Annotated in this window: 20 protein-coding genes; 4 read left to right on the top strand and 16 right to left on the bottom strand. The window is 71.8% G+C overall.

Annotated features, from left to right (window positions below):
- Positions 1-32 precede the first annotated feature (32 nt).
- From Asi02nite_RS28785 to Asi02nite_RS28760, 6 genes are read right to left on the bottom strand one after another with little or no spacing between them, the layout of a single operon-like run.
- Positions 33-572, bottom strand: a complete 540-nt coding sequence (locus Asi02nite_RS28785; RefSeq protein ID WP_203717125.1) for a TetR/AcrR family transcriptional regulator — start codon at positions 570-572, stop codon at positions 33-35.
- On the bottom strand, positions 569-928 hold the full coding sequence (locus Asi02nite_RS28780; protein WP_203717124.1) for a hypothetical protein: 360 nt from the start codon (positions 926-928) through the stop codon (positions 569-571). Before Asi02nite_RS28780 ends, Asi02nite_RS28785 begins: the two co-directional genes overlap by 4 nt.
- Before the next feature lie 49 nt (positions 929-977).
- Complete coding sequence (locus tag Asi02nite_RS28775) at positions 978-2576, bottom strand: CysS/YqeB C-terminal domain-containing protein (protein WP_203717123.1); 1599 nt, start codon at positions 2574-2576, stop codon at positions 978-980.
- Positions 2573-3376 (bottom strand): alpha/beta fold hydrolase, encoded by an 804-nt coding sequence (locus tag Asi02nite_RS28770; protein WP_203717122.1) that lies wholly within the window; start codon positions 3374-3376, stop codon positions 2573-2575. Before Asi02nite_RS28770 ends, Asi02nite_RS28775 begins: the two co-directional genes overlap by 4 nt.
- A 33-nt stretch (positions 3377-3409) precedes the next feature.
- Complete coding sequence (locus Asi02nite_RS28765) at positions 3410-4327, bottom strand: glycosyltransferase family 2 protein (protein WP_203717121.1); 918 nt, start codon at positions 4325-4327, stop codon at positions 3410-3412.
- Positions 4324-5274 (bottom strand): sulfotransferase family protein, encoded by a 951-nt coding sequence (locus Asi02nite_RS28760; RefSeq protein WP_203717120.1) that lies wholly within the window; start codon positions 5272-5274, stop codon positions 4324-4326. The genes Asi02nite_RS28765 and Asi02nite_RS28760 overlap by 4 nt, the downstream gene beginning before the upstream one ends.
- Before the next feature lie 50 nt (positions 5275-5324).
- Between Asi02nite_RS28760 and Asi02nite_RS28755 the strand changes: the two genes are divergently transcribed.
- Positions 5325-6095, top strand: coding sequence for a WecB/TagA/CpsF family glycosyltransferase (locus Asi02nite_RS28755; protein ID WP_505606300.1), 771 nt, complete (start codon positions 5325-5327; stop codon positions 6093-6095).
- An 11-nt stretch (positions 6096-6106) separates the two neighbouring features.
- On the opposite strand, the gene Asi02nite_RS28750 is transcribed toward Asi02nite_RS28755, so the two are convergent.
- The 6 genes from Asi02nite_RS28750 to Asi02nite_RS28725 are packed head-to-tail and all read right to left on the bottom strand — an operon-like array spanning position 6107 to position 14047.
- A complete protein-coding gene (locus tag Asi02nite_RS28750) occupies positions 6107-7099 on the bottom strand; it encodes a glycosyl hydrolase (RefSeq protein WP_203717118.1) in 993 nt (330 codons plus the stop codon).
- A gap of 20 nt (positions 7100-7119) precedes the next feature.
- Positions 7120-8688 (bottom strand): lipopolysaccharide biosynthesis protein, encoded by a 1569-nt coding sequence (locus Asi02nite_RS28745; protein ID WP_203717117.1) that lies wholly within the window; start codon positions 8686-8688, stop codon positions 7120-7122.
- Positions 8685-9557 carry a sulfotransferase gene (locus Asi02nite_RS28740; protein WP_203717116.1) on the bottom strand — a complete coding sequence of 291 codons (873 nt, stop codon included), beginning with the start codon at positions 9555-9557 and terminating at the stop codon, positions 8685-8687. The genes Asi02nite_RS28745 and Asi02nite_RS28740 overlap by 4 nt, the downstream gene beginning before the upstream one ends.
- Positions 9554-10813 carry a phosphotransferase gene (locus Asi02nite_RS28735; RefSeq protein WP_203717115.1) on the bottom strand — a complete coding sequence of 420 codons (1260 nt, stop codon included), beginning with the start codon at positions 10811-10813 and terminating at the stop codon, positions 9554-9556. Before Asi02nite_RS28735 ends, Asi02nite_RS28740 begins: the two co-directional genes overlap by 4 nt.
- Positions 10810-12192: an O-antigen ligase family protein gene (locus Asi02nite_RS28730; RefSeq protein WP_239127191.1), complete on the bottom strand. Its 1383-nt coding sequence runs from the start codon at positions 12190-12192 to the stop codon at positions 10810-10812. Before Asi02nite_RS28730 ends, Asi02nite_RS28735 begins: the two co-directional genes overlap by 4 nt.
- Positions 12170-14047 carry a GNVR domain-containing protein gene (locus tag Asi02nite_RS28725; RefSeq protein WP_203717114.1) on the bottom strand — a complete coding sequence of 626 codons (1878 nt, stop codon included), beginning with the start codon at positions 14045-14047 and terminating at the stop codon, positions 12170-12172. Before Asi02nite_RS28725 ends, Asi02nite_RS28730 begins: the two co-directional genes overlap by 23 nt.
- Before the next feature lie 185 nt (positions 14048-14232).
- Here Asi02nite_RS28725 and Asi02nite_RS28720 point away from each other — a divergent pair, with 185 nt between their 5' ends.
- Positions 14233-16272, top strand: a complete 2040-nt coding sequence (locus Asi02nite_RS28720; RefSeq protein WP_203717113.1) for a glycoside hydrolase family 26 protein — start codon at positions 14233-14235, stop codon at positions 16270-16272.
- A 57-nt stretch (positions 16273-16329) separates the two neighbouring features.
- Here Asi02nite_RS28720 and Asi02nite_RS28715 read toward each other — a convergent pair whose 3' ends face one another.
- The 3 genes from Asi02nite_RS28715 to Asi02nite_RS28705 all read right to left on the bottom strand — a co-directional run bounded on the left by Asi02nite_RS28715 (position 16330) and on the right by Asi02nite_RS28705 (position 17541).
- Complete coding sequence (locus Asi02nite_RS28715; protein ID WP_203717112.1) at positions 16330-16794, bottom strand: SRPBCC family protein; 465 nt, start codon at positions 16792-16794, stop codon at positions 16330-16332.
- A gap of 1 nt (position 16795) precedes the next feature.
- Positions 16796-17119, bottom strand: coding sequence for an ArsR/SmtB family transcription factor (locus Asi02nite_RS28710; protein ID WP_203717111.1), 324 nt, complete (start codon positions 17117-17119; stop codon positions 16796-16798).
- A gap of 137 nt (positions 17120-17256) precedes the next feature.
- Entirely contained in the window at positions 17257-17541 is a 285-nt protein-coding gene (locus Asi02nite_RS28705) for a hypothetical protein (protein WP_203717110.1), read from the bottom strand.
- Positions 17542-17988: 447 nt separating this feature from the next.
- Here Asi02nite_RS28705 and Asi02nite_RS42825 point away from each other — a divergent pair, with 447 nt between their 5' ends.
- Together Asi02nite_RS42825 and Asi02nite_RS28695 are read left to right on the top strand one after the other, a co-directional pair.
- Positions 17989-18189 (top strand): TetR-like C-terminal domain-containing protein, encoded by a 201-nt coding sequence (locus tag Asi02nite_RS42825; protein ID WP_203717109.1) that lies wholly within the window; start codon positions 17989-17991, stop codon positions 18187-18189.
- A 273-nt stretch (positions 18190-18462) separates the two neighbouring features.
- Positions 18463-19074 (top strand): DUF6082 family protein, encoded by a 612-nt coding sequence (locus Asi02nite_RS28695; RefSeq protein WP_203717108.1) that lies wholly within the window; start codon positions 18463-18465, stop codon positions 19072-19074.
- Positions 19075-19648: 574 nt separating this feature from the next.
- Here the strand turns inward: Asi02nite_RS28695 and cysC are convergent.
- Positions 19649-21151 (bottom strand): adenylyl-sulfate kinase, encoded by a 1503-nt coding sequence (cysC, locus tag Asi02nite_RS28690; RefSeq protein ID WP_203717139.1) that lies wholly within the window; start codon positions 21149-21151, stop codon positions 19649-19651.
- Between the last annotated feature and the right edge of the window lie 45 nt (positions 21152-21196).

Here is a 21196-nt window from a genome sequence, read left to right as displayed (position 1 = left end):
GACGGGTTCGAGGTTGCACGAGGTGGCTCAGGTCAACACGGGCGGAGCGCGGCGACCACCATCGCGCCGTGGCGGCGCCAGCGGTCGGGGGACCACTGGTCGAGGGCGATGAGTTGGCGGGCCGGGCCGCAGAGTGTGATGCGGAGGTCGAGGTCGTCAAGGTCCGCGCGGACCTGTCCGGTCGACTGGGCCGCGGTGACCAGCTCCCCGATCAGGTCCAGGAGCCGGGTGGCCGGTAGGAGGCGGGCCTCGAAGAAGGTCTCGGCCAGGCCGCGGTCGGCGGCCAGGCGGGCGAAGAGGTCCGGCACGTAGGTGGCGAGCGCCGTGTTGTTCGCGATGGCCGCTCGGGTCCAGGACTCGAGCGCCGTGAAGCTCTCCTCGGCGACCGCCAGCACCAGGTCGTCCTTGGTGGGGTAGCTGCGGTAGACCGTCGCCCGGCCCACGCCGGCGTGGGCCGCCACCTGTGGCACCGTGACCGTGAGGCCGTGGCGGGCGAAGAGTTCCCGGGCCGCGGCGACGACCCGGTCGTGGTTGCGCCGGGCGTCGGTGCGGCTGTGGCTGACCCGCGTCATGGCACGACGTCGAAGCCGGTCTCGGTCACCGTGCGGAAGCGACCGTCCGGGGCGTGCGTGGCGAAGACGTAGAGCTCCCGGTGCAGCCGGCTGCCGTCCTTCATCGTGACGTCGTAGACATGGCGCTCCGCGTAGGTCGTGCCGTCGTGCAGCTCGTCGAGCACCGTGATCGTGCCGGTGGCGATCCGGCTCCGCATGCCGGTGACCATCGCCGCGAAGCCGGCCCGGTCGAGCACCTCGCCGTCGTTGCGGTGCTCGAACTCGGGCGCGTAGTACTTGTCGAGCGCCTCCTCGAACGGCAGCGTCGGCTCGAAGGCCAGCTCCCGGACGGCGTCGCTGATCCGCGCGTAGCTCATGATGGTTCCTCCCCGTGGATCCGGACTCCCGAGTCCGGTTGCCTCCAATCTAACGGACTCCCGAGTCCGTTTCCTGTGTGAAGTGCCACGTCGTGCCGGACGGGCCGTCGCGGAGGTCGACCCCGGCGGCCGCCAGGCGGTCGCGGACCGCGTCAGAGGTGGCGAAGTCACGGTTGGCCCGCGCCTGGGCGCGCAGATCGACCAGCGCGTCGACGAACGGCCCGACCGTCTCCGCCGGGTCGACGGCACCGCGCTGGGCCAGTTCGCCCAGCCGGACCACCATGCCGCGCAGCACCGACCGGGGATAGTCGGGGCCGTCGCTGGTCTCGGTGTCGGCGGACCAGTCGACGATGGCCTGCTCGAGGTCGAGGATCGTGGCCACACAGACATCGACATCGCGCGCCGCCAGGCCCGCAGCGAACCGAGCGTCCAGCTCGTCGGTCGTGCCCCGAAGCGAGGGCGGCGCGGTGGGGGTCGCGCCGGTTTGCTGGGGCAGGGAAGCGAAGCCCGCGGCCTCGGCCGACGGACCCCCGGCCGTCGACGCACCCGCAGCGCCGAACAGACCTGAGGCGCCGTGTGAACCCGCCGAGCCAAACGGCACCGCGGCGCCAGACGGTGCCGCCGCGTCGAACGGACCCGCAGCGTCGAACGGACCCGCGGCACCAGACGAACCTGCGGCCGTCAACGGACCCGCGGCGCCGGGCGGACCCGCGGCGCCAGGCGGACCCGCGACGCCGGGCGAGCCGGCGGCGGCCGGCAGACCTGCGGCGCCCGGGAAACCTGCGGCGTCGGGCTGACCCCCAGCTGTCAACCGACCCGCGGCGCCCGACAGACCCGCGGCGCCGCGCAGACCCGCGCCCCGGGCCGTGGGGCCCTCCGCCACCTCCGCGAACGTGAGCACCGAACCAGCCGGGAAAACGGCGCTGGCACCCGCCCGGCGCAGCGTGAGCACGCCGTTCCCGGACACCGTCGCCGTCTGGGCGTCCAGGTCGAAGCAGACCGACGTGTGCTCGTCGACCCCGATGATCAGATGGTCGGGCGGCAGCTCGGCCTCGAGCGCCGCCAGGCGGCCCGCGCCCAGATAGCAGTAGCGCGTGTCGTGGTGGCCGCCCTCCGCGTTGTCGTAATGCGGGATGACCACCGCGGGGAAGCCGATCGCCGCCTCGATCAAATTAAGGCCCGGTGCCCAGTGCGGCTCGATGCCCGCCTTGTAGATCTCGTAGACCGGCACCGTGTGTGTGCCCAGCGTCAGTGCCGCCGCGCTGGCGAACAGGACCACCCCCGTCCGCGCCAGCTTGTCGGCCAGCAAGGCCGGGATCGCCGTGTCGCGCCACTGGCGCAGCGTGTAGGTCGGGCTGCCCGGGCCCGCGAACACCCAACCCGCGGCCCGCAGGTCGGCCAGCGCACGCTCCGTGGCCACCGGGTCGGCCGGTGGCCGCCGCCAGGTGACCACCTCGACCGCCCGGCCGACGCTCTGCCGGAAGTAGCGGACCGCCCGCGCCGAGATGTCGTCGGCGTTGGACTGGAAACCGTAGGGCGTGTCCAGCAGCACCGCCGGACCCGTCACACGCTCGAAGACCGACCGGTGCGGCTTGATCATCGTGGGCGCGGTCTCGCCGGAGCCCATCACCACCAGCAGCCGGCTCATGACCGCACCAGCGTCAGCAGGTCGGCGGCCAGCCGGTCGGGCTGCTGCGCGTGCAGGTCGTGGTCGCCGCCCGCGTAAGCCCGCACCGTGGCCGACGGGATCGCCGCCGCCGCGGACGCGACGCGCGCCGGGTCGCCGGCCGGCAGCAGCAGCACCGGCATCGTCAGGCGCGGGAACCACCGGCCCGGCGGGTGGTCCCACATGCTGCGCAGGATCTCCATGTGCCGCTCGACCGGCAACCGCCGCGACAGCCGCCCGTCGGGGCCGACCCGCAGGTTGGCCAGCGTCGCGTCGACCGCGGCGGCCGACCAGTCGGGATGCCCGGCCAGCAGCCGCGCCCGTAGGTCGTCGGCCCGCCACCCGTTGACGTCGGGTGGCCGCAGCGCCGCCGCGCAGGCCGGCCACGAGTCGAACTCGGCCGGCAGGTCGATCCACCCGCCGTCGACCAGGGCCAGCGCCCGCACCAGCGCGGGGTGCGTCGCGGCCAGCTCGACCACCACGTTGCCGCCCCAGGACTGCCCGGCCACCACCGGCCGGTCGAGACCGAGCGACGCGATCACGGACGCCAGGTCGCGCGCCGCGGTCGCGGTGTCGAAGCCCTGGTCGGGCAGGTCGGACTCGCCGTGACCGCGCAGGTCGACGGCGTAGCTCGGGTGCCCGGCCGCGGCGAGCGCGGCGGCCACCCCGTCCCACAGCCGGGCGTTGGACGCCAGGCCGTGCACCAACAGGAACGCGGGCGCCGCGGCGCCCACCGTGTGTCGCACGTTGAGCCCGACGCCGTCGGCGACAGTCACCTTCACGGCGCCGAATGTAGCCACACCCACCGACAAAAGTCAGATGCCGCGGCCATATCTGTGCAGGGTGGACAGGACGTTCTCCACCTTGACCGCGCCCGTCATCGCGGCGACCGCGATCGCCGTGCGCGGTTCGCGCCAGTTGGCCCGGACCGCCTCCCGCGTCCACTTCCAGGCCTCGGCCCGGTTGCCGGTCGCCGCGCTCCAGCAGGCGAGCTGGCCGTAGACCCGGGCCGCGCCGGGCGGGCAGCCGCGGATCTCCGGGTGCCGCTCCATCATCCAGCGCAGCGACGAGATCTTCGTCTGATACTCGTACGCGTAATGCGAGCTGCGCCCCCACAGCACCCGCACGAGCGGCTCGTCCACGTGCACGATCGGGTGCCGGCGCGCGGCCCGCAGCAGCAGGTCCCAGTCCTCGTTCTGCGAACCCGGCGCGTCCTCGGCGACCAGCCCGATCCGGTCCGACTCGACCAGCGCCGACCGCCGCATGAGGAACGTCGACGAGTGCAGCATCGCCATCCGCGAGCGGGCGAGCTCGGCCACGCCGACGGAGGCCATCCCGGCCAGCCGCGGGGTCACCTTGCCCTGGAACGACACCGCGATGGCGCAGGTCGCGAACTCGGCGGTCGACGCGGTCAGCGCGGGCACCTGGGTCCGCAGCTTGTCGGGCGCCCACTCGTCGTCGTCGTCGCAGAAGGCGACCAGTTCGGTGTCGAGGGCCAGGATCCCGCTGTTGCGGGTGCCGGCGAGGCCGGGTGCGCGCCAGTTCGAGATGACCATCACGGGTACGCCCTCCGTGGTGGCCAGCAACAGGTCGGGCTCGGTCTGGTCGAACGCCACCACGACCCGCAACTGCCCCGGGTAGTCCTGCGCCCGCACCGCGGCCAGCGCCTGCCGGAGCAGTTCCGGCCGGTTCCGGGTCGGGATGACCACACCGACCGACGGCCACTCGCTCATTGCGTACCTCCGCGGGAAGAGACCATGACCGGGTAGCCGTACGCGCGCAGCAGCGGGGCGCAGACCGCGCCGACCAGGCGCCGGTCCGTGGCCGGCAGGCCGCTCACCCAGCCGTCGTCGCGGCGCAGCGGTATCCGGCCGACCGAGAACCGCATCGGGTTGCCGGCGGCACTGTGCCCGACCCGCAGGTCGGCGTGCGCCTCGGTGAGGAAGTCGAGGTCGCCCTCGCCGAGCGCGAGCCCGGCGAACTCGGCGAGCGCGGTCAGGCCGGCCGACGGGTCGGCGACGAACTGCTCGTAGCGGACCCGCAGCAGCGGCACGCCGCGGCGGGCGAGCAGGCCGAACGCGGCGTTGTGGGCGTTCCAGAGCATGGCCGAGCGGCCGGGGGAGTAGCGGGTCATCTCGCTCTGGCCGTCGGTCTCGGGCCGGGCCACCACCTTGGTCCAGCTGTGCGCGACGCCGCGGGGGTCGCGGACGACGTGGGCCACCCGCAGGTCGATCCCGGTGGCCCAGCGCAGGCAGTGCGCGAGCGCGCTGTGCTTGGAGGAGTCCACGAGCACGGACGCCCCAGTCACCTCGGCGGCGGCGCGGTAGACGGCGGTGTAGTAGCCGGCGTACTCCCGCACCTGGGCCCGGTAGTCGTCGGGCAGCCGGGGCGAGGCGAGCCGCGGGATGTGCCGGGTGCGTTCCACCGCCGCCTGCAGGGCGAGCACCCGGTAGACGTCGACGTTGCCCCAACCGCCGAAGGCGGTCTCGCCGACCTTGGTCCAGAACGCGCACACGGAGAACCGCTCGCCGCAGCCACATCGCTCGTCGCCGCGGATGTCACGTTGCCAGAGGTGGACGACCTCCCCGAGCGCGCAGACCCCAGGCAGCTCGCCGAGCAGCCGTTCGACCAGCGTGGTGCCGCTTCGGCCCAGCCCGCCGACGAAGAGTAAGCGTGCCACCTTTACCCGCCTTCGCTCGTTTTCATCACATAACGAGCGGGAGAGCCGAAGTGTCACTTCATTACGGATTTGCCCGAGTTCGGCTGGACGGTTCGCGGCTACACATGATCACCGAACGCCGGGTGGTCACCGTGGTGCGGCGGGCGCTGGCGCGCGGGCACGGAGGGCGGATCCTCACCCCGAACGTGGACATCGTCCGGCAGGCCCGGTCGTGCCCCGAGGTCCGCGCGTTCCTGGACGACGCCACGCTGGTCGTCGCGGACGGCATGCCGTTGATCTGGGCCAGCCGGCTGGCCAGCAACCCGCTGCCGGAACGGGTCACCGGATCGAGCCTGATCTGGTCGCTCTCCGCCGGGCTGGCCGCCGACACCCGCTCGGTGTTCGTCCTCGGTGGCGACACCCCCGACATCGCGCAGCGGGCCGCCGACCGGCTGGCCACGAGCTGTCCGGGGCTGGCGGTGGCCGGGCACCGGTCGCCCCCGTTCGGCTTCGACGCCGACCCGGCCGCGGTGGACGACGCTGTCGCGTCGGTGGTCGCCGCGGCGCCCGACCTGGTCTTCGTCGGCATCGGCTTCCCCCGGCAGGAGCGGCTGATCGGCCGGCTGCGCAGCGAGTTGCCGCGCACCTGGTTCCTCGGCTGCGGCATGGCCGTCAACTTCGTCGCCGGCCACCAGCACCGCGCCCCGGTCTGGATGCAGCGCGCCGGCCTGGAGTGGGCGCACCGGCTGGGCTCGGAGCCCCGCCGGCTGGCCCGCCGCTACCTGCGCCACGACGCCCCGTACGCCCTGCGCCTCCTCGCCACCGCCAAGCGCCGCGGCTGAGGCCTCCTGGATCAGGGAGCCCGTTCACCGGACAGCTCACCCGCCAGCTCGCGGAACGCGCCGAAGGCGGCCTCGTCGTCCGAGATCTTGAACTGCAGCGTCGGTGGGTTGTCGTCGGGATCCGAGTCGAAGTAGGCCACCGCCCGGATCTGCGGGTTGGCCTGGAACACCTCGGTCGCGTCGTGGATCCACTCGGCCCGCTTCGCGGACCCCCACTCCTCGGACACCCCGAACTCGCCGATGATGATCGGCTTGGGCCGCTCCGCCGCCCACTTCAGGAAATTGCCCATGAGCTGGTCCAGCGGCTTGAACTCGCTGCTGGCGTAGACGTCGACGCAGGTCCAGTCGACCTGGTCGTCGCCCGGGTAGAAGGCCGGTGCGTCACCCCGGTCGAAGCCCTCCGCGGTCGGGCACCACACCCAGGACGCGTTGGTGGCGCCCTCCTCCTTGAAGATCCGCCGGGTGTACTTCCAGGCCGCGACGTAGTCCTCCGGCGACCACATCGTCGCCTGCAGGTTGGGCCGGTCCATCTCCCAGCGGAACCGCATCATCACCGGACGCTTGGCCTTCGCGATCTTCTTGGCCTGGGCCCGGATCATCTCGTCGTGCCGCCCGTCCACCATGGACCGCGTGTCGCCGGAGGCCCAGCTGACCATCACCACGCTGCCGCGCTTGACGTACTCCTTGTCGGTGTCGGTCCAGAACTTCTCGTCGAAGGTCCGGTAGGTGTTGATGACGTCGAACCGGCGGCCGAGCGACTTCTCCACCTTGGCGACCGCGTCGCGCCGGCCGGCCTGGCCCCACACCTCGGGCTTGACCCAGGCGCCCACCCAGACCTTGTCCGTCGGCGGCTTGACCGGCCCGCTCTCGAACGGCCCGGTCTTGGTGGCCACTCCGCGCGGGCTCCGCTGGAAGTCGGCCGTGGCCTCCGGCTCCGGCTTGCCCGCGGTGCAGCCGGCGAGCGCGAGCACGAGGACGGACACCACGGCGGCGGGGATACGCACGTTTCTCCTTCGGTCGGCATTCAGCGCTTGCGGCGCAGGGCTTTCAAGGCGTCCAACGCGAGTGGGCGCCGCAGGAGGCGGACGCCGGCCAGATACGTGGCGCCCGCGACACCGAGGGCGGTCATCGTGGCTCCCGGCCCGCCGCCGAGGACGTAGCCGACCGCCCGCGGCGCGACGCCGAAGCTGACGACCGTGACCGCCGCGGCCGACAGCCAGCCGGCGCCGAAGGGGTGCAGCTTGAGACCGAACCCGACCTGGGCGAGCGGCAGCACGTTGTTGGCCACCACCGCGGCGGCCAGCCCGATGGCGGCGCCGAGCGCGCCCATCCGGGGGATCAGCGCGAGGTCGAGCGCGATCGTCAGGCCGAGCGCGACCAGCACGTTCCCGAGGTTCCAGGTGGTCCGCCCGGCCATGGACAGCACGGTGTCGACCATCCCGCAGCCGGTCGCGACCAGCATCGCCGCCGCGAGCACGACGACGATCGAGGCACCGTCGCGGAAGGCAGGACCGAAGATGCCGAGGTACGCCGGCGCGTACGTCATCACCAGCAGGTAGAGCGGCCAGGTCAGCAGGATCAGCCAGCCGGTCGCGGTCTGGTAGAGGGTGTTGGCGGCGAGCCGGTCCTTGACCGCCAGGGCCTCGGCCAGCCGGGGCTGCACCGCCTGGGTGATGCCCTGGTTGGCGAACTGGCCGAGCACCACGAACCGGCCCGCGACCGCGTAGAGCCCGGCGGCGCCGAGGCCGGCCAGCGCCGCGACCAGCAGCACGTCGACGCGCTGCAGCGCGAGTTGGGCGACGGAGGCGATCGAGCGCGGCCCGGTGAACCGCCAGAACGCCCGGCGCATGCTGGCCCGGTGCGAGCGCTTCACCCGGGTCGGCACGATGTCGGCCATGGTGCGGGTGTGTGCGCGGTGCAGGGCGTACCCGGCGAGCAGGGCGGTCGGCACGTACGGCAGGGCCCAGGCGAGCGCGAACAGGCTCGGCCCGGCGACGCCGCTGACCGCGACCGCGGCGACGCCGACCGTCTGCAGCCCGGGCCGGACCAGCTTGTCGAGCAGCACGGTCGGCCGGATCAGCCGGTAGCCGCGGGTGGCCGCGAGCAGGGTGTCGGAGAGCACCGCCAGCGGTACGAACGCGGCCAGCAGCCGGAGTTGCCGCACCAGTTCGGCGTGGATCGCCGGCGGCGCGTCACCGGCCGTCAGGCTGGCCAGCTCCGGCGCGGACACGTACAGCGCGATCCCGACGGCGACGGCCGCGCAGACCACCGGCGCGAACGCGCTGCGCAGGCAGGCGCCGAGCAGGAAGCCGTGCCCCTGGGCGCGCAGCCGGGCCGGCCAGTAGACCAGCCCGGTCTGGGTGCCCAGCTTCGCCAGCGTCGAGGTGAGCACGAACGCCGCCGTCGCGGCGAAGAAGGCGCCCGCGTGCTCGGGACCGAGCCGGTGCGCGACGAGCCAGGTGACCGCGAGCCCGGCGAGCCCGGCCACCCCGGCACCGAGGATGCCGGCGACCCCACCCCGCGCGACCCCGCCGATCGCCTTCTTCGTCGCTGCGCTGTCGGCGGGCGCGAGACTCGCGGGGGGCGCCGTCATCGGCGCCAGACCGGCGGGTGGCCCAGCCACTCGGTCAGGCGGTCGTCGTGCGCCGCGAAATGGCTGGTCAGGTCGCGCCGGGTACGTTCGTCCATCGCGGACTCGCGCGGCCGGGCGTTGTGCCGCTCGAACGGCGGGTAGCCCAGGTTCGGCAGGCCGAGGAAGGCCAGCACCTCGTCGTAGACCTCTTCCGGCGTGCTGAAGAACCGCTCGCTCTCCACCACCAGGATCTGGTCGCGGCCGACCCGGCCGGCCATCGCGTCCAGGTAGGTGGCGTACTCGCCGCGGGCCCGGTAGGCGTGGTGCTGATGGGCGAAGCTGTAGTAGGTCGGGTCGTCGGCGAGGCGCTCCTCCTGGCCGTGCAGCCGGCCCGGCTCGAGCGCCAGCGCGCGGGCGAACGACGGCTCCGACTCGAAGCCGCGGGCGAGCTCGTGGGCGTGCTGCGAGTAGGCCCGCTCGACCGGGTCACGGACGAGCGTGACGAGCTTGACGCCGGGCAGGTCACGGGCGATCCGGGCCGCCGCGTGCGGGTGGTACATGTAGTACGGGCTCGACTCGAAGGTCTGCGCCGGCACACCCCAGCGTTCCTCGACCTTGGCGGCGGTGCGCTGGAGCGGGAAATGCCCGCGGTACCAGGCGAACCCGTGCTGATAGGACGTGTCGAAATAATGCACGCCCTTGTGCAGCACGGCTTTGAGCACCACGGGGTGTGCGGCCAGGGCCCGGTAGAGCGACGTCGTGCCGCACCGCTGCCCACCGCAGATCAGGAACGACGGCAGCATCCGGGCGGGCGCGGTGATCCGGCCGTACGACCGGGATCCGAAGTGGACGACCCGCTTGACGGGGGCCGGAACATGCGAGGACTTCACCGGAACGCCTCCACACGGCGGACGAGTACGGGCAGCAGCCAGGTCCCGAGCACGCCGAGGCGGGCGCCGGCCTCGGCCTGCCGGTCGGCGAGATAGCGGGCGGCCAGGTCGATCAGGTAGAGCAGCGCGGTCAACTCGGCCGCCTCGCGCGGCACGTCGAACGGCGCGAGCAGCAGCGGCGCCCGGGTGACCATCCGCTCGACGGCGGCCGCCGCGTCGGGGTCGGTCTGGATCCGGCGCTGCAACTCGTAGTGCAGCGCGTCGAAGCCGAGGGGCACGCCCAGCGTGAACCGCTCCCAGTCCCAGACCAGCAAGGAACTCGACAGCGGGGCCATGTTCCACGGCGACCAGTCGCCGTGCCAGGCGCCGTACCGCAGGTCGGTGTCGCCGGCCCGGGCGGCCAGGGCGCGGGCGGCCTCGCCCAGCGCCGCGCCGTCCGGCCGGTCCGCCACCCCGGCCAGCCGCTCCCGCATGTCCGACCAGTACGGGCTGGTCGACAGCCAGCCCTTCGAGGTGCCGCAGCAGAGCGCGACCGCGCGCATGGCGGCGGCCAGCCGGTCGGCCGAGAGCGGCGCCCGCGGCTGCCAGACCGGCAGGGCGCTCTGCACCAGCACCTGGTGCCCGCGCCACTGTCCACTGTGCAGCACGCTCGGGATCGTGACGTCGTCGACCACGGCGTGCGCGAGCGCGTTCAAGGCGGCCGTCTCGGCCCGCACCAGCCGGCGGGTCAGCGGCCCGGTGCCCAGCTTGCCGAAGCCGACCGTGCGCCCGTCCCGGGAGATGAGCTGCAGCACCGGCTTGCGGTTGGCCCGCGCGGGTCCGATGTGGATGCTGAGGGCGACGTCGGCGCCGAGCACCCGGTGCAGGTAGCCGTCGATGGTCTCGGCGGCCGGCCCGTAGACCCGGACCCGGTCCCGCAGCAGCAGGCCGCTCGCGCCGCTGCGCAGCGCGGTGACCACGGCGTCCCGCTTGAGCTTGGCGATCCGGCCCTGCGGCTCGGCGTAGCGCCGGACCGCGGCGGCGGCGATCCGCCGGGACCGGGCCGGCACCAGCAGCCGGGGACGGCGTGCGTCCGGCACGACCAGGTAGTCGACCACCGGGGTGCCGGCCACCCGGCCGTCGGTGTCGTCGCCGGGCGCGCCGTCGGTGAAGCACGGTGCGGGATAGAGCAGGTCGAGCACTTCACGCAGGTACTCCGCGCGCAGTTTGGCGTCCTGTGCTCGCAGGTGTGCCGGCGCCGTGGCGACAGGGCTCAAGGGGTCACTCCGGGGTCGGTGCGGGCGTTGCGCCAGAGCAGCGCGTACGCGAGGAACATGAACGCCAGCGGGGTGACCAGCGTGTTGTACCAGAGCATCGCGGCGAACGAGCCGACCAGCGCGCAGCTGCCGGCGATGCCGACCGGGCTGCGGTCGCGCCGGAACCGCCAGATCCCGTAGCCGAAGAACCCCAGGTAGCCCAGCGTGCCGATCAGGCCGTGCGCGAAGATCAGCTGCCAGAGCTGGCCGTTGCCGCCGATGGTGAAGTTGCCGCACCGCTCGCAGTCGTGGCTCTCGCCGACCGCGATCGAGTTGCGGCCGCCGATCGTGGTCCGGGTGGAGCCGAAGCCGATCAGCGGGGACTCGGTGGCGCCGGTCAGCGCCCGTTCGACCAGGTACGAGCGGACGCCGTTGGACTTGCCGTTGTCGAGCCGGGCGTCGACCACGTCGCCGAGCGGGGTGACCGCCAGCGCCGCGCCGAGGGCGGCGACCGCGGCGACCAGCACGCCGATGACCCAGACCCGGCCGGCGAGGGCGAGCCGGACGGCCGCGTACAGGGCGGCGACGCCGAGGCCGATCCACAGGCCCCGGTTCAGCGAGATCACCACGGGGATCACCGAGACCGCGAGGCAGGCGATCGCGAGGATCTTGACCCGCCGCCGGGTCGCGGCGCCGAACACCGCCGCGCAGAACCAGACCATCAGGAGGCAGAAGTTGTTGCCCCAGGTGTTGGTGTAGCCCCACGGCGCCGCCGGGCGCGGTCGGTGGTCGCCGATGATGTCGTGGATCTGGGCCGCGTACGGATGGACCAGGCTCCGGATGAAGCCCTTGCCCCGGATGTGCTCCGGCAGCAGCAGCTCGATCGGCGAGGTGAACTCGAACGTGCCGGCGTAGACGCCGAGCAGGCCGCCGGCCACGGTGACCACGAACAGCCAGCCGAGCTGCTGGACCAGCTTGCGGATCGGCAGCTCGCGCTCGTTGAGGTTGCCCGCGTAGAGCAGCAGCACGGTCAGGGCGCCGTACTCACCCAGCCGGAACACCGCGCCCGGGATCCGCTCGATCCCGCGCTCGGGCACGGTGCCGGTCGGGTCCGTGCCGAGCACTGCGACACCGATGACCAGAACGGCCAGGAACACCACCCAGTACGCGAACCCGGGTGGGAGCCGGATGCTGCGGCCCGCCGCCTGCGCCTTGACCAGGAACCAGGCCATCGGCACGGCGGCCAGCGGGAAGATCAGCACGCCGAGGCCGAGCGCCCACCAGAGTGGATAGAGCAGCAGCACCCCGGTCAGCGGCCAGGCGGGCAGCCAGACCTCCGAGGTGAGCGGTCGCCACGCGCGGGCGCGGCGACCGCGGTCACGAAGCTGAGTGCTGACCATTGTTGCCGGTGCGGTCCATGTCGCGGAGCGTGTCGTTGTCGAGCCGGCGCAGCACCGCGGTGTCGGGGTCGGGGTCGTGCTGGCGGGGCCGGGCGGCGGCGGGCCGGTTGCGGGTGATCGGCCGGCTGCCGGCCAGGTTGATGCCCGCGATGCTCAGGTCGCCGGAGTCGTCCTCGGAGCGGGCCTTCGGCGGTGCTGACGCGGGCACCGACGCCGTGCCCGGGCGGGCTCGCGGCAGCTCGCGGGCCAGGTCGCCGGAGTCGTCGAGGTCGCGCAGGTCGTCGAAGTCCGGCGCGTCGTCGTCCTGGTTGAAGTCGGCCTCGTCGTCGCCGTGCCCGTTCTCGATGCCGCTCGCCAGCCGGGGGATCACCACGCTGCCCAGCAGCGGGGTGCCGACCCGGGTGAGCTGGGCGACCGCGTCGACCACCTCCGGGCGGCGGGTGCGCCGCAACTCGACGGTGAGGATCGCGGCGTCGGCGAGCCGGGCCAGGCTCTGGGCGTCGGCGCTGGTGGCCGTGGACGGCGCGTCGATCACGACGTACCAGTCGCGCCGGCGGAGCTGGTGGAGCGCCTGGCGCAGGGCCTGCGACTGGAGCAGCCCGCCGGCGCTGCCGGTGCCGCCCGTGGTGATCACCCGCAGCGACGGGACGCGGGGCGCCCGCTGCACCGCGGACCGCAGCGGGACCTTGCCGGTCAGCACGTCGCCCAGGCCGGGCGTGGCGCCCACCCCGAACATCCGGGCCAGCGGCGCGGCGTCCACCAGGCTGTCCGGCAGGTGGGCGCCGACCAGCACGACCTCGCTGCCGCTGCGGGCCATCGCGGCCGCCAGGTTCGCGGCGACCAGCGTGGACGCGACGCCCCGGCTGGCGCCGGCGACGACCACGACCCGGTCCTCCGGGCGCAGGCTGGCCAGCACCTCGTTGCGCAGGCGGTTGAAGGTCCGGCCCCCGGAGGCGTAGGGCTGGAAGATCTCGTCGAGCTGCGGCCCCGAGGCGATGCTCAGCTCGGCCAGCACCGGCACCCGGGCGACCCGCTCCACGTCACCGGCCGCCCGTACCCGGCGGTCGAGCCGTTCCCGGATCACCGCGACCGACAGGCCCAGCAGCAGCCCGAGCATCGCGCCCGTGGCCAGGTTGAGCTTCTTGTTGGGCTTGGTCGGGGTCGTCGGCAGCTGCGCGTCACTGATGATCTTGCCGGCGCTGACCGTCTCGGTGGTCAGGTCGTTGAGCTTCCCGCTCAGCGAGTTGAGCTGGCTCTGGTTGGTGCTGCGCTGGCTCTCCAGGCTCGGCCGCGACGCGCTGGTCTCGGAGAGCGCGGCCAGCTTGGAGTTGATCTGCGCCAGGTTCGTGTTGAGCTGCTTGACCTTGCTGGTCAGCGCCGCGATCTGGGCGTCGATGCCGGCCTGCGCGCTGGCCTCGCGGTTGCGCAGGTACGCCTCGGCGAACGCGTGCGAGTTGGTCTGGGCGCGGCTCGGGTCCGCGGCCTTGTAGGTGATCTCCAGGACGGCGGTGTTCGCCGGCACCGTGACCGAGACCCCCTTGGCCAGCACGTCGGGCGCCTCGCCGGAGCGCAGGAGCTCGGCCGCGCCGACCGCGATCTGGGTCGAGGCGACGAGCTGGGCCTCGGTGTCGAGGTTGATGTCGCCCTTGGTGCGCCCGCCGGCGACGTTGGTGTCCTGGCCGGCCGGCTGCACCAGGACGGAGGTGACCGACTCGTAGGTCTTCGGCATGAGCTGGGTCGCGCCGAAGGCTCCGCCGATGCCGAGCCCGCATCCGAGCACGACCAGCCACCACTGCCTGCGGAGCAGGCCGAGGTAGTCGGACAGGTCGGGAGCGGTGGGGCCGGTGGTTTCCACGGGAGGTTCAACGGGCGGGGTGGGTTTCGCGTAACTCGCCCGTGGGGGGACGAATCGTACAAACGGCGGAGGCGCCGGTCACCCAGAAAAACGGCTAATGCTCCTAAGTATCTGATTTTGGTTAAAGTCGGTCTTGTGCACCATCAGCCACGCCGGTAGACCGGCGTCACGATGGAGGGAACCTGATGGCCAGACCACTGCGAGGACGGCGCGCCGCGGTCGCGGCCGGCCTGACCAGCTTCGCCGTCCTGCTGGGCGTCGTCGGTGGCGCCCTCGGGTCCAATCCCGACATCCGGCTGGCCGCGAGCGCCGACGGGTACGCGACGACGACGGGGGAGAGCCCCCGCGGGAGTCGCGTGCAGTTGGTCGCGGGCGGGCTGGGCGGTGGGGCCGCCGTCACCTACCTGAAGTTCGACCTGGCCTCGGGGCGCGCGAAACGGACGCCGGCGCGGGCCGAGATCACGCTGACCCGGCGGGCCGGCGACCTGCCGCGGCTGCTGGAGATCAGCGCGGTGCCGGCCACGTCGTGGCGCGAGGACGGGCTGGACCGGTTCAACGCGCCGCCGCTGGGGTCGGTGCTGGGGATCGCCCGGCCCGGGCCGTCCGACCGGTCGGTGCGGTTCGACGTGTCGAAGGCGATCAAGGGCCGGGGGACGTACGCGTTCGCGGTGACCGCGCCGGGCGGTGCGGCCGCGGACTTCTTCGACGGCGACGGGGTACGGGCGGCCGGCGCGGCGCCGACGCTGCGGGTGTCCTGGCAGGACGCGGTGACGCCGTGGGTCGGTGCCGGTCTGCCGGGGGTGCCGGGCGTGGGTGACCTGCCGGGGATGCCGTCGTGGCCGCGGCCGAGCCTGCCTCCGCCGCCGGACCGGCCGGAGCCGCCGGACCTGCCCGGGCTGCCGGGGGTGCCTGACCTTCCGGATCTGCCCGACCTGCCGGGGGTGCCCGATCTCCCGGACCTGCCGGATCTTCCTGACCTGCCGGATCTGCCCGGGGTGCCGGATCCGACCGACGACCCGACGGACGAGCCGACGACGCCGGCGCCGACCACGGACCCGACGACGCCGGCGCCTCCCACGCCGACCGCTGGGCCGACTTCCACGCCCACCGCCGGGCCGACTTCCACGCCGACCGCCGGGCCGACCGCGGGGCCGACGTCGACCCCGACCACTGGCCCGACTTCGACGCCGACCGCGGGCCCGACCTCGACCCCGACCGCCGGGCCGCCGACGCCTACTCCTTCGACCAGTCCGACGACGCCCGGCGGTGACCCGCGATGCTCGTTGGGGCCGCGACTCGTACCCACGTGTGGGGTGCTCTGGGGTGTCGCCCCTGGTGCGCACACGGACCAGCCGCGCGATGAGGCGCTGTTGGACTTCGAGGCGGACACCGGTCGTACGCAGGCGATCTATCACGCCTATCACCGGGGCACCGAGATCTTCCCGACCGCGATGGAGATGCGGCTCGCCCGCGACCCGGCCAAACCGCGCCTGCTCTTCCTCAACTGGAAGCCGACCGGTGCGAGTTGGGCGCGGATCGCCCGGGGTGACGAGGACACCGACAACTATCTCGACCGGCTGGCCGAGCACATCCGCGACAACTTCACGGACCCGTTCTTCTTCACCGTGCACCACGAGCCCGAGAACGACGTCCGCGCGTCGAGCGGTTCCGGCTACACCGCGACGGACTACCGCAACATGTTCCGGTACGTGATCAACCGGTTGCGGGCGCAGGGCGTCACCAACCTGGTCTCGGTGATGGTGCACATGGCGTACATCCCGTGGTTGACGCAGTCGTGGTGGGAGGACCTGTATCCCGGCGACGACGTCGTCGACTGGCTGGGCTGGGACGTCTACGCGCACAGCGAGCGGGGCGAGTACGGGTACGGCGACTTCGAGGAGCTGATGAACCGCACGTCGAGCAGCGCGCCGGACTGGCCGGGCTTCTACAACTACGCGGCCGCGCGGCACCCGAACAAGCCGTTCATGCTCGGCGAGTGGGGAGTCTGGTATTCGTCGCGGAACCCCGGGCACATGGCCGAGCTGTACGACTCGGTGGCGCGGCAGATCTCGATGTTCCCGCGGCTGAAGGCGATGGTCTATTTCGACACGCCCGCCGACCAGAGCGGCAAGGACTCGCGGGTCACGCGCACGTCGGACGGTCTCGCCGCGTACCGCCGGCTGGGTCAGCAACCCACGTTCAACGTGGACCTGACGCGGCGCTGAACGAGTCGAGGGGATGCCCGGTCCGCCGGGCATCCCCTCCTGCTGGCTCGTCGAGCCTTAGCTGATCTTGGCCAGGTAGTCGGCCAGGGCGTCGTAGGACTGCCCCGCCCCCTCCGACATGCCCGACTCGATCATCCCGTCGCGCTGCTCCTTGGTGTCGAAGCGGGTCACGCTGGTGACCGTGGTCTTGCCGCCGTCCTCGGTGAGATCCAGCGTCTCCTCGCAGATCTGCCCGGGCATGCCCTCGAACTCGAAGGTCTGCACGATCCGGTCGGGCGCCTGGATGTCCCGGTACTCACCCCGGAAGGCCCAGTCACCGTCGGGCGCGTGCTCGACGAAGCGCCACGAGCCGCCGACCCGGAAGTCCATCTCGATGTCGAGCGGGTTGCCCCGGCCCCACCAGTGCTTGACGTGCTCGGCCTTGGAGTGCGCGTCGAACACCAGGGCCTTGGGTGCGTCGAACACGCGCACCATCTTGACCTCGAGGTCGGACGGCGTGGTCACGGTCAGGTTGTTCGCCATCTCAGTGCTCCTTCTGGATCCGTTTGAGGTACTCACTTAGCTGGTCGTAACGCTCTTCCCAGAAGACCTGGTAACCGGTCACCCAATCGGCGACCTCGCGTAGAGGTGCCGCGTCGAGCCGGCAGGGCCGCCACTGCGCTTCCCGGCCCCGAGTGATCAGGCCGGCCTTCTCCAACACCTTCAGGTGTTTCGAGATCGCCTGGAGGCTGATCGGAAAAGGTTCGGCGATCTGGTTGACGGTCGCCTCGCCTTCGGCCAGCCGCGCCAGAATCGCCCGCCGCGTCGGATCAGCGAGAGCGCTGAACACCTCGCTCAACCGGTCCACCGCGGCCTGCCTTCCTCAACCACTCGGTTAATTAACTTCTAGGTTGAATATGCTCCTCAGGCCAGCCGCTGTCAAGCTCGTCGGGGCAAAGAAATCCCCGATCCCCCCGTCGGGACCCGGGCACTTTCGCTGCTTGGTCAGGCGTACCCGTCCTGCTTGACGGGCCTGGCGGTGGTGATCGTGCCGGCGCTGCGCAGCGTGCTGATGCTGACCGCGAGGGTCCACGGGCTCCAGACGGCGCCCATAGTCGCGATGGTGCCCCAGTCCAGTGCGGTGTAGAAGTCGGCCGGTTCGTCACCGAAGAACACGCAGGGACGAATGCGAGGTTGATCGCGGCGAGGACGTAGGCCGGCCGATCCGTCGACCCAGGTGGGAAGAAGGCGCCGCCTGCTGATCGCGTTGCCCAGCGCGATCAGCAGCAACGCTTTCAGGAAGCGGGATGGCGCCCTGCATGGGGTATTGCGCCGCCGCGAACGGGTTCTCGGTGGTGGTGTCCATGTCGCGGTCGACGGAGCCACGACCGCCGCCGTGAAAGCGCACGCCAGGCGATCATCGAGGCCGCCCTGGAGCTGTCCCGCGAGCAGGGCCTGGCCCGCACCACAGGTCGAGGAGATCGCCAAGCGCGCGCGTCGGCAAGCAGACGATCTACCGCTCGTGGCCCTCGAAGGCGGCGGTAGTCGAGGAGGGCATCAACGCGTTGGCCGGCCAGGCCACGGATGTCCCGGACGCGGGCGACCGGATCGCTGACCTCCGCACCGAGATGGCCGCCGTCGCGGCGATCCTGTCGAGCCCGCGCTTCGCGCCGTACCTCAGCCTGATCGGCGCGGCCCAGGACGACCCGGAAGTGGCGAAGTCCTTCGGACGGCCTGGTGAAGCCCCGGGCGGGCGTGGCCCGGGACCGTCTGGAACGCGGGCGATCGCAAGGCCAGCTACGCGCGGACGCGAACCTGGACGACGTGGTGGAGATCCTCTACGGCCCGATCTGCTACCGCGCCCAGCTGCACAAAGGCCCGCCCGGCAGAACAGGTGGACCAAATCCTCCGCCTGGCCTTCGCGGGCCTGAACCCTGACTGATCATTCGAATCGCGGTAGGGCCGATTGCGGGCTAGCGTTCTGAACTGGTGCACACGGCCGCCTTCCCGTTCGTTCACTCACGCTTCCTCTAGTCAAAGCCATGGCGCCGCTTGCGCCTCGATGCCAATATCGAAGTATGGCGATGGGCGCTGGCAAGTTAGCCGTTCGGGTGAGAATTTGGACTTTGGTGGCCACCTGTGGATGAGAAACTAAGCGGCCAGGTAGTCGTCCGCCGAGTTCGGCGCGTGTTGGCTTGGAGTGCTGCCGTCTTGGTCGCCCTGACCAGTGCGTTGCTTTTCGGCGTGGGTGCGGCGAGCCTGCTCGCTTCGACTGCGAAAGATCTGAGCTGGTCGGCTCTGGCAGACGTCGGCGACTCGTTTGGTGTCCTAAACGCCCTCTTCTCGGGCCTTGCCCTAGCGGCTGTTGTGGTGACGTTCTGGATGCAGTTTACGGAGTTGAGATCGCAGCGGGGCGAGCTGGAGGTACAGCGCCATGCGCTTGTACAGACGCAAGCCGAGCTCCGTCGGAGCGCCGAGGCTGACGTCCGCCGCCTTCACATGGATTTGATGAAGATGTCGATAGCTGACCCTAAGTTGGCAGCTGTCTGGCCGAAGGTGACGGATTCCGAGATCCGAAATCGTCAGTACCAGTACGTCAATTTGATTCTCCAGCACACCTGGATGCGCCACTTTGGCGAGATCGATGAGGAAGAACTGCGAAGGACATTCAGGTATCTATTTCTAAGCCCGATCATTCGTGATTACTGGGCCGCAACCGCAGAAGCACGCGCTAGTGCGTTGGTGGCAGGCTCCTTTGAGCACAAGATGAATCAAGTGGGCGACGAGATCCGCGCTGAATGCAAGCAAACCTTGGGGATGTAGCGCCTGGAACCGTCAGGCTCCCCCGGCTCGTCGCCCCGGTCCAATATCCATTGCGAGATGTTGCTGAGCTAACTGGGCGTGTCTGGTGCCCGTCTGATGTCCCTGAGCGCATCCAGCATGACGTCCCTCGGCAACACGACGATTCGCTCGTCATCCGCGCGGGAAGCCTCAACTTTGTGTAGCTCGCCGTCGAGGGCTCCAGTCGCGTCCAAGCCCACGACCGCAAACCGGCCATCCGCAAGTTCGAAGACGTCGGGACACGTGACGTTGGTGCTACACCGCTCCGTTGGCGACGAACCGTGTCTACGGAGGATTTTAATGGGGTCGTCGAACGCCGCTACCGACACAATCCACACTCCTGTGGTGATCAACGTGTCATTTGGGACATAACGCTAGCGCGCCGAGGGCGCAGCTGAGGGGACGGCCGGCAAATGGTTACCTAAAAAGGGGCGGGTACCGTCGCCATTCGGACGAATGACTTGGTCCGGAGATCCTTCCTCAAACTGCGCCTCGTGGCAAGGTCCTGAGCGATCAAGACACGATGTGGGCAGCTAGCGAGAAGTTGACGCCGCGATCAGTGCTTGGGCTCGACCCAACCCGTTTCCGTCAGGTGGTGCAGGACCGCGGCTACGGCTTCGTCCACGCTCAGTTGGCTTGTGTCGATCGTCAGGTCCGCGTCCAGCGGCACCTCGTACGGGTCGTCCACCCCCGTCATACCCTTGATCAAGCCCGCCCGCGCCTTCGCGTACAAGCCCTTGCGGTCCCGGCGCTCGCAGACCTCCAGCGGGGTCGCGACATGGATCAGCACGAAGCCCGCCCCCGCCAGTGTCGCCATGTCGCGGGCCGTCTTGCGGGCCGCCGCATAAGGGGCGATCGGGCAGCAGATCGCCATCCCCCGGTGCCGGGCCACCTCCGCCGCCACCCAGCCGATGCGGCGGATGTTGAGGTCGCGGTCCTCCTTGCTGAAACCGAGACCCGCCGACAGCTCCCGGCGGACCACGTCCCCGTCGAGCAGCGTCACGGTCCGGTCGCCGGTCTCGCGCAGATGATCAGCGACCCCGCGCGCCACCGTCGACTTGCCCGAGCCCGACAGACCCGTCATGAACACGACCAGGCCCCGATGCCGCCGCGCCGGGCGGGCGCGGGCCAGTTCCTTGGCCACCGCCGGCGGTGTGTGCCATTCCGGCAGCGGGAAGCCGCGATCGAGCAGATCGTCGATCTCCTCGTTGGTCAGCGCCAGCCGCCGGTTGCGCGGGGGGATGTCGTCGCGCCAGCGCCACTGGCCGTCGCGGTTGTCGTAGGCCAGCTCGCGCGGCACCAGCACCCGCGGGCCGCCGCCCGACAGCATCTCGCCCGTCGAGAGCAGGTGGGTCACGCCGTAGGCGGCGGCGACCCGGGCCCGGAGCAGCGCGTCGCGGATCTCGTCGCCGCGGCGCACCAGCGGCACCGCGACCAGCGTCGCGGGGGGCATCCGGTCGCGGGCCGCGAACACCGTGCGGACCAGCACCTCGGGCGACAGGCCACCGGGGCCCGCGTCGCCGACGGGGATCAGCACCAGCAGGTGCGCGGCCAGCGTGCGGGCCGCGTGCGCGATCTGGGCGAGCTGCGGCCGGTGCAGCGGGCGGTCGGCGACCACGCCGAGCACCCGGCCCGGCGGCAGCAGCTCGCGGACCTCGGCCGGCGAGCGGCGCAGCCGCTGGAACGGCCCGTGCCGGCCGTCGCCGAGCTGGCGGACCGGGCCGCCGACGCCGTAGCGCCCGTCCCGGGTCGGCCAGGTGTCGGTGACCTCGAGGGCGGCGATCGGGGCGCCCTCCTGGTCGGTCAGCACGATCGAGCGCAGCGCCGGGTCGGACAGGTCGAGGCCGAGCGCCAGCGACTCAGGGATCTCCAGGGTCACGGGTAGGGGCCACGGCGTGCCGTCCTCGAGCCGCCCGCGGCGCTGCAGGGCGATCAGGTCGGCCCGGCCGAGGAACCCCGTCAGGGGCGCGTACGCCCCGGTGAGCAGCAGCTCCAGGTCGGCGAGCTCGGACGGCCGTGGATTGTAAGCCGGCGCGTCGCGCAGCATCTCCTCGGGCATCAGCCACCCGCGCTCGCTCAAACCAACCCCCTCGGTCAATCCGCG

It is taken from the genome of Asanoa siamensis, assembly GCF_016862555.1.
In the GTDB taxonomy this organism is placed as follows: Bacteria; Actinomycetota; Actinomycetes; order Mycobacteriales; family Micromonosporaceae; genus Asanoa; species Asanoa siamensis.
The sequence above is the reverse complement of the archived record's forward strand: the minus strand, read 5'-3'. Positions and strand labels throughout refer to the sequence as shown.